The sequence below is a fragment of the Anoxybacillus suryakundensis genome, assembly GCF_001418025.1.
Classification (GTDB): Bacteria; Bacillota; Bacilli; order Bacillales; family Anoxybacillaceae; genus Anoxybacillus; species Anoxybacillus tengchongensis.
The window spans coordinates 76,878-86,802 of sequence record NZ_LIOK01000010.1; the positions used below are offsets into that span (position 1 = coordinate 76,878).

Below are 9,925 nucleotides of genomic sequence, written 5' to 3' on the forward strand. Positions count from 1 at the left end.
ATGCAGTCGGTTTTTTGTATAATGAGGAAAAATGCTTTAGAAATGAGGGATTAGTATGTTCCAACAAAAACAGACGTATGAGCTCGTTCCAGGAGATATTCTTTTACATCCTTTATATCGTCCCGACGGATTATTATTCGTACAAAAACATAAAAAGTTAAGCGAATCGATTATTGAACATATAAAAAAGCAGTTCCCTCGCGACTTTCCATTTCTCGTTGTATCATCTGAACCACAGCTGAACGAGTTTATGCTTGCTGGCGAACATACAAGTCGTGCTTTTATAGAAGCTATGAAACAACTTATTGACATACATAAACAATTTATTCAAGTTCCAATTACAGCAGCGATATATGATATAGAGATAGCAGAAGAAACAAATGTACAGCCGATCTTTTTATCCGAATTAAACATCTTCGCGCCTACATGGGGATTAATTGAAAAAACATTAGATTCTACTCGTCTACTACGGCGAGCAAAAGAGATGGATGAACGGCTAAATCTTATCATTTCAAAAGATAAAGAAATTTTAAATTTATATGAAAAAATAAAACGATATCATGACGTACTAGCCATTCATAGCATTAACACGACATCTATCGCTTTAATGATCGGCTTAACTTTAGAACTGCGTGACGAAGATTTAATCAATCTTTGTCTAGCGACATTATTTGCAGATATCGGTTTTACAGAAGTCCCTAAAGAACAATTTGTTGTGTACTTAAACAATGAAAGAGCAAACAAAGAGTTAATTCAATTACATCTCAAACATTCCATCGAGCTTATTTCGACATCAACATATTGCCGAAAGAAGGAAATTATTTACGGCATTCTTGATCATCATGAACATTTTGATGGCGTCCATTCACCGAACAAAAAATCAGGGGAATCGATTCATTTATACGGTCGCATCATCGCCATTGCGCAATATTATGATGAACTTGTCGGCGGATATATTGGTGAAAAGAGTTACACATCATTCGAAGCTTTAGAAGCAGTATGGAACGAACGGGGGAAAAAATTAGACCCGCACATTTTGCGTATTTTTTTAGATAAAACAACTTTATATAAAGTTGGACAATTGATCCAAATCCGTCCGTACGAGTGGGCAACGATCATTGGATTTACAGACTACATTCATACTCCATTACGCCCTATCGTTCAAAAACATGATGGAACAGCGATTGATTTATCACGAAAACGATAAGTCGCCCAACCATTGGACAAACGCCTTGCATATCGTATAAATGTAATGATGAATTTTAGAGGAGGGATGGCTCAATGTATGGTCGCAGACCGTTTTTCGGCTTTTTCGGCGCCCCATTTTTCGGAGGATTTTTAGGCGGATTGCTCGGTAGCGCATTAACGCCTTATCCGTTTTATCCACCACGCCCATATTATTATCCACCGCGTCCGTATCCGTTTTACCCATATGGCGGATGGTATTATTAAATAAAGCTAAGGAGCACTAGCTCCCTAGCTTTTTTTCTATGCTTGAAAAGAAAGGGCAACTTCATATGAAAACATTTGGTTTCCAAGCACATAGTCAGGACGATCTTTAGACTTATGTTCATGCGCTTTACGAAATGCTTCACTTTTTGTCCAAGCCTCAAAACATTCTTTATTTTCCCACGTAGTGCATACACGTACTTCATCGTGATCTTCAAGCCCTTGTGTAATATGCAATTCTAAGCGAATAAACCCTGGTGATTGCTCAATACCTTTTCTTTCTTTAAATCGCTCAACTAACTGTGGAGCATATCCTTTTTTTACACGAATTGCATTTGTAACAACGTACATCTTTCATCTCTCCCATTTTTATTTTTTAGATATGGTGAAAGGGTCAGCAGAGACTTTGCCCCCCGCGTACTCAACTGCATACACGACAGATTGTTCCTGATCCGTTTGCGGAATCATTGGAACTGTAATCGTCGCCATTGTTCGATCATCGCTTAGTGTAATTTCCAATGGTTGAACGACTTGCTCTTCCCCTTTATTTAATGACATGGTGATTTTCACATCAGCAGCCGTCAATGAAGAAACTGCGATATCAAAGTACAATGTAAGAGCACCGTTTGTTGCTTCAACATAATCTAACCCGGCTACAGGCGAAGTCATTAAATCGTTATATACCTCTAACAAAGTGTGATACTCATTTATCAAATCTGTTCGAAACGTATCCGATAATTTTGTTAACAGCCCTTCAACTATATCGAGCGCTTTTTTCGCTTCGACAACCTTTCCATCTTCGAGATATTCATGAGCTTTTAATAGTTGCTCATACACCTTTACATCGCGTGCGTACTTGTCGTAAAGCGTTTTACCTTTAGAAAACTCCCCTAAAAACAATTGACGAACGTTTGCTTCGAATACTTTGTTATACGCGTGAAGTTGACGATTTTGGACGTATACTTGTAGCTGTTTATGCGCCGTTTGTAACGCATCGATATCTTCATCGGCAACAGCTTGCTCTACAGCCATTCTTGCTTTCGTTGATCCTTCAAATACAACGGACGCATTCAAATAAGGAATCACTCGTTTAGCCATATACGTTTTATACGTCCCATCTAAATCGCTCACATATTTCTTTTTCTCTTTTCCCGCGGATGTTTGAACAACTCTTTTCGCCTGTACATATAAATGGTGCGCTTTTTTATACTCTGCTAAAACGGTAGCATGCGGTGGAAGTTTCCCTGTTTTTTGAACGTGCGTCACATATGTAGCATGCGCCTTTTTCATTTGCGCTTTCGCCTCATGAACGGTTGTAGCGACATTTCCCTTCGCTTCAGAAACCGTTGGCTGAAATGAAAAAAGTAAACTACAAAACAGAAAACTCATCATGACTATACTTATCATTTTTTTTGCATTCACCATCTCCCTATTCTCCCTTCTCATTTTTGATCAATGACAACATGCGCAAATCGTTCACCAAACAAATCGACATCGAACGCATGCCCAAAACCTGCAACATAACGCCCTTCGATCGGAGTAAGTTGGAAAAGTGAAAAATCCATACTTCGCAACAAATTGATCATCGGTTTTCCATGAATATGTTGAAACTTCGCAAAAATATGGTCGTTTCCTTCGTTTTCTATATGTGTTCGTTTACATGTGAAGCGAACGCGCTCTCTCGCAAACAAGTGAGGTGATGACGATTCATCCGCAATCAAAAGTACCGAAATACGTTCACAACGTTCAATATATTGAAAATGCTCAGCAGCTCGACTAATAAAAATGTAAAAATGACCTTCATCCATAACGAACGGTGCATAACTAATGAACGGATGCCCGCATTCATCTATCGTACTCATGATCAACGTTTTACACTCTTTTAAAAATTGCACATAGCGCTCTCTTTTTTTATCTTCCAATGCGTTCAGCCACCTTTTCTAAGTCAAGCACGGAATGGAACACTTTTTTCGAAGGGGAATGAAAAACGGTTTATCCCCCTCATATCGAATATCTACATCTATGCCGAATATATGTTGAAACATTTGCTTACAAATCACACATTGCGTGCGGTCATCATATTGGATTTTTCCGTCTTTCATCACAATCATTCGATCGCTATATTGTGCAGCTTGATTAATATCATGTAAAACCATCACAACCGTCATTCCTAATTGTTGATTTAACATTTGAATGAGTTCCATCACTTCCAACTGATGCGCGATATCTAAATACGTTGTCGGTTCATCAAGAAGCAACACTTGTGGACGCTGTGCCAAAGCCATTGCAATCCAAGCGCGTTGACGCTCCCCACCGGATAAAGAATGTAAAAAACGATACTCGTACGATTGTAAATTGGTCATCTCTAGCGCCCAGCGAATGACTTGTTCATCTTCTTCGTTTAACGATTGAAACCAACCTTTATGAGGGTTTCTTCCAAACTCTACGAGCTCTCGAACAGTCATATCTAACTGATGATTGTTCGTTTGTGGCAACATCGCCATTTTTTTAGCGATCGCCTTACGACTTAACGTATGCATTTCACTTCCGTCCAATAAAACCGTCCCACCAATTGGCTTTAACACATGGGAAAGAAGGCGAAGAAGCGTCGATTTTCCAGAGCCGTTTGGACCGATTAGACTAACAACTTCCCCTTTTTGAATGTCGACATGCACATCCTCAATTGAGAAATGATCTGAATGTTGATAGGTGACATATTTAGCCGAAAGCACGCACATTCCCCCTTTTATGGAGAATATATAAAAAGAATGGTCCACCTAAAAAGGATAGTAACAAACCGACAGGCAATTCAATTGGATCAAACCAGCTGCGCGCAATCGTATCTGCAAATACAAGAAGCACCCCACCACCTAATGCTGATAGCGGCAATACAAAACGATCATCGCTCCCAACAATTAGTCGAATCATATGGGGAACAACAAGACCAATGAAGCCAATAAGTCCAGAGACGCTAACAGCGATACCTGTTAAAAATGTACTAATTACAATCAAAAGGAAACGAGAACGTTCGACATGATGCCCTAACAACTTCGCCATTTCATCCCCTAAATGTAGAATGCGAATGTGGCGAATAGCAAAGAGTGACAAAATCAAACCCGGAATGCTGTAAAACACAAGTAATTTAGCCTGTTCCATCGTCGCTCCTGAAATGACGCCTGCCATCCAGGGGAGAACAGCTTGCACGCGATCGCTGTACAGCAACATAATGGCGCTCATCGTTGCTCCAATAATCGCATTAATAGCCACCCCAACTAAAATAATTCTTGCAATTGATGAACCACCTTGCCACGCTAAAGCATAAATAAGCATCGCTGTGACAAATCCTCCGATAAACGCTGCAAACGGCAACAAAATGATATATTGCGGCAGTACAATTGTAATAATGACCGCCATTAATGCTGCTCCTGACGATACACCGATAATGCCAGGATCAGCGAGCGGGTTTTTCATTACCCCTTGCATAATCGTTCCAGAAATAGCTAAACACATGCCGACAATTAATCCAACGATCGTTCTCGGCAACCGTAAGTCCCATACGATCGTATAAAACATAGAATCTTTTTCTCCTGTAAGACCTTCCCAAACTTCGTGCAATTGCAATTTTACACTTCCTGTAACGACAGAGTATAAACATACGAATACGATCGAGATAAGAAGGAAAACGAACGTCCATACTCTTCTTTTCGCATAAGGATGTTTTCTTTCTTTTATGTCGCTGAGAAACGTTTCCACGATGTCATCCCTCATCCACTACTTTTTCGTTTTCGCACGCACTTTTAATAGCTCTTTATTCATATGATCTAATGCATCAGTAATTTTCACACCAGGGCTTGCTGCAAATAACTCACTCGGTAAAAAGATAACATTTTTATTTTTCACCGCTTTCAAGTTGCGCCATGAACTTGTTGACATGAGTTTAATCATCGCTTTTTTTGTTTCCGCATGATTCGCATGTGTGATAATGAAAATAACATCCGGATTGCTTGCGATAATGCGCTCCGTGCTCAAATTAGCGTAGCCAGGATAGTCTTTCAATTGCGAAAAGCTCGCCGCAATATTTTCCCCGCCAGCTTTTGCTAATACATCACCAGAAAACGATGTTGGTAGAGCAACAAGTGAGCTAGCACCTGAGCCGAATAAAATGACAGCATGCACTTTCGTTTTTGTTTTACTATATTTTTTTACTTTATTATCAATTTTTCTGACTAATACTTTCGCTGTTTGTTCTTTGTTAAATAGTTTTCCTAGCAACGTAATAGACGATTGAATATCACGAACAGAACTACCAGAAGTGATAACGACTTTCAATCCCAGTGATTCCGCTTTTTGAATATGTCCTAAAAAAGATGTACTTGCAATAACGACGTCTGGTTGTAAACTAACGATTTTTTCAAAGTTTGGTTGATGAATGTTTCCTACCTGTGGTACTGATTGCAAGCTCGCATCAACAGGCGTCGCAGTAGTCGGTCGCCCAACCACTTGTACACCGAGCGCTTGGAGTGTATGTAAGTCCCCAGGGCTTAATACAACGACACGTTGAGGTGTGCGATCAAACGTCACCGTTCTCCCTGCTAAATCTTTAATCGTTAGCTTAGTCGATGCCTCAGTAAGCTCACCTGTAAAAGTAAACAAGCCAACAAGCAGGCAGAGCGATAGCACATAAGAAAATATTTTCCTCATCTCGCCTTCCCCTTTCTAATGATTATCATTATCATTTACAAAAAAATCATAATCGATATTGATAATCTTTGTCAATAAGTTTTTTTAGTATATAAGTTGCTAACGGTAAAAACGGGATAATAAATAAAAAACGACCGCGAACGCAGTCGTTTTCATCTTTAATTAAGTATGGAGACGGTGGGAGTCGAACCCACGTCCAGAGATATCGCCACTTAAGCATCTACGAGCGTAGTCGGTATATTTATGTTTCGCCGCTTCTTCCGCCTACCGACAGGCATCCGAGCAGCTAGTCTGATTGTTCTCTTCCCGCGTCCTCAGACGGCGGACTTGGGCGTAGCCCACTTGTTATGAACCCCTAGGCCGCCACATGGGCGATGGCGGTAGGAGCTAGCCGCATAAATTAAGCAGCTAAAGCGTAGTTTTCTTTGCCAGTTATCTTTAAGTGACGTTTTTACGAGGACGATCCCCTCGGCTCGCAGCTTAAGCTCGATCTACCCCTGTCGAATCCGTAACGTCCCCGTATAAGAGAAACGTACGAAGGAAGCTTAAGCTTTCGTAACTGGCTGACACGTTTTATTATATCACATTTCATGTGTTTTGCAATTGTAACATACTGGGTTTATTTCTGCCGTTCGCGGAAAGCGCGTTCGACTTCGCGTTGGGCTTCTTTCTTTTTCATATCTTCGCGCTTGTCGTACTTTTTCTTTCCTTTGCCGACGCCCAATAACAATTTTGCAAAGCCGTCTTTAATGTAAAGCTTTAACGGAACAAGCGTATAGCCTTGTTCTTTCGTATAACCGATGAGTTTATTGATTTCGCGGCGATGAAGCAATAATTTGCGAGTCCGCAACGGATCGTGATTGTAGCGATTGCCTTGTTCATACGGGCTAATATGCATATTATGTAAAAACACTTCGCCTTTTTCCACTTTTGCGAATGAATCTTTTAAGTTCACTTTCCCTGCGCGAATGGACTTAATTTCCGTTCCTTGCAACACAAGTCCTGCTTCGTACGTTTCTTCGATAAAATAATCGTGATGCGCTTTTTTATTTTGAGCGATCAGCTTTCCTTCCCCTTTTGGCATTTGTTTCCCTCCCTTCAGACAACCAATATTTTAGCAAAAATAAGAAGAAAGGAAAAGCCTCTACTGACGAGGCTTTTCTTATCGTTTTTTCTTTTTCTTCTTTTTCATGTTTGGGATGTCTTCGAAAAACTTTTTACTTTTCTTTGTTTTTTTCGTCGGCCATTGTTCTTCTTTTTTCTTTTTCCGCTTTCCTTCAATAACGACTGGAGCAGCTTTTGGCTGTTTGTTTTTTCGCCCTTTCATGCCGACAATTTCAAAATCAACGATACGTTCTTCTTTATTGACGTTAATGACGCGCACCGTAATTTCGTCGCCGATGCGGTACACTTTCCCCGTCCGTTCACCAATCATTGCATAATGTTGCTCGTCGTAATGGTAGTAATCGTCTGTTAAATAGCTGACGTGCACAAGCCCTTCGACTGTGTTTGGTAGTTCGACAAACAGTCCAAAGTTTGTCACCGAGCTAATAATGCCGTCAAACTCCATGCCAATTTTATCTTCCATAAACTCTGTCTTTTTCAAGTCATCCGTTTCGCGTTCTGCCTCGACTGCACGACGTTCCATATTCGACGTATGTTCGGCAATTTCCGGTAACTTCTCCGCCCATTTTTGTTGCGTTTGTTCATCGATTTGCCCGTTGATTAAATACGTGCGAATGAGTCGGTGCACAATTAAGTCTGGATAGCGACGAATCGGTGATGTAAAATGCGTATAAAATTCCGTTGATAATCCGTAGTGACCGAGACTTTCAGCATCATATCGCGCTTGCTTCATCGACCGAAGCATGACGGTCGACACGACCATTTCTTCTGGCTCGCCACGTACCGCTTCCAACACTTCCTGCAAAGCACGCGGATGAATTTGATTGCCCGTTCCTTTGACGACATAACCGAAGTTTGTAATGAACTCTAAAAAGCGTTGTAACTTCTCTGGTTTCGGATCTTCATGCACACGATAAATAAACGGCACGTTCATCCAATGGAAATGTTCAGCAATCGTTTCGTTCGCTGCTAGCATAAATTCTTCGATTAATCGTTCAGCAACGGAACGTTCACGCAAGACGACATCATAAGGCTTTCCATTTTCATCGACAAGCACTTTTGCTTCTTTGAAATCAAAATCAATTGCACCGCGTTTCATTCGTTTATTTCGTAAAATATCCGCTAATTGTGCCATTAACTCAAACATTGGCACAAGCGGAGCATATTTTTCTCGCAGCGTTTCATCACGATCAACGAGAATGCGGTTTACATCAGAATATGTCATGCGTTCGGTTGTGCGAATGACGCTTTGGAAAATTTCATGGTGAACGACTTCGCCACGGTCATTGATTTCCATTTCACACGATAACGTTAACCGATCGACTTTCGGATTGAGCGAGCAAATGCCGTTCGACAAACGATGCGGAATCATCGGAATGACGCGGTCAACTAAATAAACGCTCGTTCCGCGCTCATATGCTTCGCGGTCAATCGGCGACCCTTCTGTAACATAATGACTGACATCAGCAATATGAACACCGAGTTTATAGTTTCCGTTTTCTAATTTCGTTACAGTCACTGCATCGTCTAAATCTTTTGCGTCTTCCCCGTCAATAGTGACGATCATTTCATTGCGCAAATCACGCCGTCCTTGTAAATCTTCTTCCGAAATCGTATCTGGAATGCTGTTCGCATGTTCAAGGACGTCTTCTGGGAATTGAAGCGGCAATCCATGTTTATGAATGATCGATAAAATATCGACCCCCGGATCGTTTTTATGCCCTAAAATTTTAATAACTTCCCCTTCTGCACTAATACGTCCTTCCGGATACGTCGTTAAACGAACGACAACTTTATGCCCTTCGACGGCACCGTTTGCGGCATGTTTCGGAATAAAAATGTCGTTGACGATTTTTTTATCGTCTGGAATAACAAAGCCAAAGTTTTTGCTTTCTGTATACGTGCCGACGACTTCTGTAATGCCCCGCTCAATAATGCGGACGATCGTCCCTTCTTGACGCGCCCCTGTTGGCTGTCCGTTCACGCGCACAAGAACGGTGTCGCCATGCATCGCATTTTTTAATTCCGACGGTGGAATAAAAATGTCATCGAGCGTTGAGTCTTCTGGGACGACAAACGCAAAACCTTTCGCATGACCTGTCACTTTGCCGCGAATTAAGTTCATTTTCTCTGGCAATCCATACCGATTGCTTCTCGTCCGGACGATCAATCCTTCTTCTTCTAACGCCACAAGTGTTTTAACAAGCTCTTTAAACTCGGCCGCATCCGTAATATGAAGCGCTTCTTCTAACTCTTGCACCGTAAGCGGTTTGTACGCTTCATCGCGCATAAACGCTAATAATTTTTCTTTCATTCAATCCCTCCTTTTGAGGATTAGGTATTGTCAAAAGTTTTAAAGACATACCCTAAGTTTTTATTGATTTTATGCGGTTTTCGACAAAAAAAGCTTGCCACCCCTGCTGTTTTTGGTACGATTGAGGTAACCCCACACCCAATCAAAACAAAGGAGTGACAAGCTTGTTACCTCAATTATTAATCAAAATGCTCCAAATAATCAAGATCCAATATCAAATCATTATTTATTTACTAGGTGTACTTTTTGGAAAGTCCCTCACAGACTGGGATGACGAAGAACCGGTGAATCAATCGTATCAGAAACTCCAAGTCGATGAACTGCCTGTCATCGAAA

Annotated in this window: 10 protein-coding genes and 1 other RNA gene; 2 read left to right on the forward strand and 9 right to left on the reverse strand. The window is 40.9% G+C overall.

What is annotated here, in order from left to right:
- The first annotated feature begins 55 nt into the window (after nt 1–55).
- Both ASC42_RS09070 and ASC42_RS14075 read left to right on the forward strand, forming a co-directional pair.
- Nucleotides 56–1,207: an HD-GYP domain-containing protein gene (locus tag ASC42_RS09070; protein WP_055441482.1), complete on the forward strand. Its 1,152-nt coding sequence runs from the start codon at nt 56–58 to the stop codon at nt 1,205–1,207.
- Between the two features lie 74 nt (nt 1,208–1,281).
- Entirely contained in the window at nt 1,282–1,452 is a 171-nt protein-coding gene (locus ASC42_RS14075) for a hypothetical protein (RefSeq protein WP_003398351.1), read from the forward strand.
- Between the two features lie 36 nt (nt 1,453–1,488).
- Here ASC42_RS14075 and ASC42_RS09075 read toward each other — a convergent pair whose 3' ends face one another.
- The 9 genes from ASC42_RS09075 to rnr all read right to left on the reverse strand — a co-directional run bounded on the left by ASC42_RS09075 (nt 1,489) and on the right by rnr (nt 9,589).
- Nucleotides 1,489–1,800, reverse strand: coding sequence for an antibiotic biosynthesis monooxygenase (locus ASC42_RS09075; RefSeq protein WP_032101150.1), 312 nt, complete (start codon nt 1,798–1,800; stop codon nt 1,489–1,491).
- An 18-nt stretch (nt 1,801–1,818) separates the two neighbouring features.
- Nucleotides 1,819–2,874, reverse strand: coding sequence for a Surface layer protein (locus ASC42_RS09080; RefSeq protein WP_245191168.1), 1,056 nt, complete (start codon nt 2,872–2,874; stop codon nt 1,819–1,821).
- Nucleotides 2,875–2,891: 17 nt separating this feature from the next.
- Nucleotides 2,892–3,371: a HugZ family pyridoxamine 5'-phosphate oxidase gene (locus ASC42_RS09085; protein WP_055441484.1), complete on the reverse strand. Its 480-nt coding sequence runs from the start codon at nt 3,369–3,371 to the stop codon at nt 2,892–2,894.
- A gap of 18 nt (nt 3,372–3,389) precedes the next feature.
- The gene (locus ASC42_RS09090; protein ID WP_425339073.1) at nt 3,390–4,187 is read right to left on the reverse strand and encodes an ABC transporter ATP-binding protein; all 798 of its coding nucleotides are present in this window, start codon (nt 4,185–4,187) and stop codon (nt 3,390–3,392) included.
- Nucleotides 4,168–5,202 carry a FecCD family ABC transporter permease gene (locus ASC42_RS09095; protein WP_055441486.1) on the reverse strand — a complete coding sequence of 345 codons (1,035 nt, stop codon included), beginning with the start codon at nt 5,200–5,202 and terminating at the stop codon, nt 4,168–4,170. Before ASC42_RS09095 ends, ASC42_RS09090 begins: the two co-directional genes overlap by 20 nt.
- An 18-nt stretch (nt 5,203–5,220) precedes the next feature.
- A complete protein-coding gene (locus ASC42_RS09100) occupies nt 5,221–6,150 on the reverse strand; it encodes an ABC transporter substrate-binding protein (protein WP_055441487.1) in 930 nt (309 codons plus the stop codon).
- Between the two features lie 166 nt (nt 6,151–6,316).
- Nucleotides 6,317–6,669, reverse strand: a transfer-messenger RNA (tmRNA) gene (gene ssrA / locus ASC42_RS13740).
- 100 nt (nt 6,670–6,769) lie between these two features.
- Nucleotides 6,770–7,234, reverse strand: a complete 465-nt coding sequence (gene smpB / locus ASC42_RS09105) for an SsrA-binding protein SmpB (protein ID WP_003399367.1) — start codon at nt 7,232–7,234, stop codon at nt 6,770–6,772.
- A 78-nt stretch (nt 7,235–7,312) separates the two neighbouring features.
- Complete coding sequence (gene rnr / locus ASC42_RS09110; RefSeq protein WP_055441488.1) at nt 7,313–9,589, reverse strand: ribonuclease R; 2,277 nt, start codon at nt 9,587–9,589, stop codon at nt 7,313–7,315.
- Nucleotides 9,590–9,925 lie beyond the last annotated feature (336 nt).

What these genes read in the sequence shown, in the direction of transcription:
- ASC42_RS09070 (WP_055441482.1), top strand. Translation starts at nt 56, where the DNA reads ATGTTCCAACAAAAACAGACGTATGAGCTCGTTCCAGGAGATATTCTT.
- ASC42_RS14075 (WP_003398351.1), top strand. Translation starts at nt 1,282, where the DNA reads ATGTATGGTCGCAGACCGTTTTTCGGCTTTTTCGGCGCCCCATTTTTC.
- ASC42_RS09075 (WP_032101150.1), bottom strand. Translation starts at nt 1,800, where the DNA reads ATGTACGTTGTTACAAATGCAATTCGTGTAAAAAAAGGATATGCTCCA.
- ASC42_RS09080 (WP_245191168.1), bottom strand. Translation starts at nt 2,874, where the DNA reads ATGGTGAATGCAAAAAAAATGATAAGTATAGTCATGATGAGTTTTCTG.
- ASC42_RS09090 (WP_425339073.1), bottom strand. Translation starts at nt 4,187, where the DNA reads ATGTGCGTGCTTTCGGCTAAATATGTCACCTATCAACATTCAGATCAT.
- ASC42_RS09100 (WP_055441487.1), bottom strand. Translation starts at nt 6,150, where the DNA reads ATGAGGAAAATATTTTCTTATGTGCTATCGCTCTGCCTGCTTGTTGGC.
- smpB (WP_003399367.1), bottom strand. Translation starts at nt 7,234, where the DNA reads ATGCCAAAAGGGGAAGGAAAGCTGATCGCTCAAAATAAAAAAGCGCAT.
- rnr (WP_055441488.1), bottom strand. Translation starts at nt 9,589, where the DNA reads ATGAAAGAAAAATTATTAGCGTTTATGCGCGATGAAGCGTACAAACCG.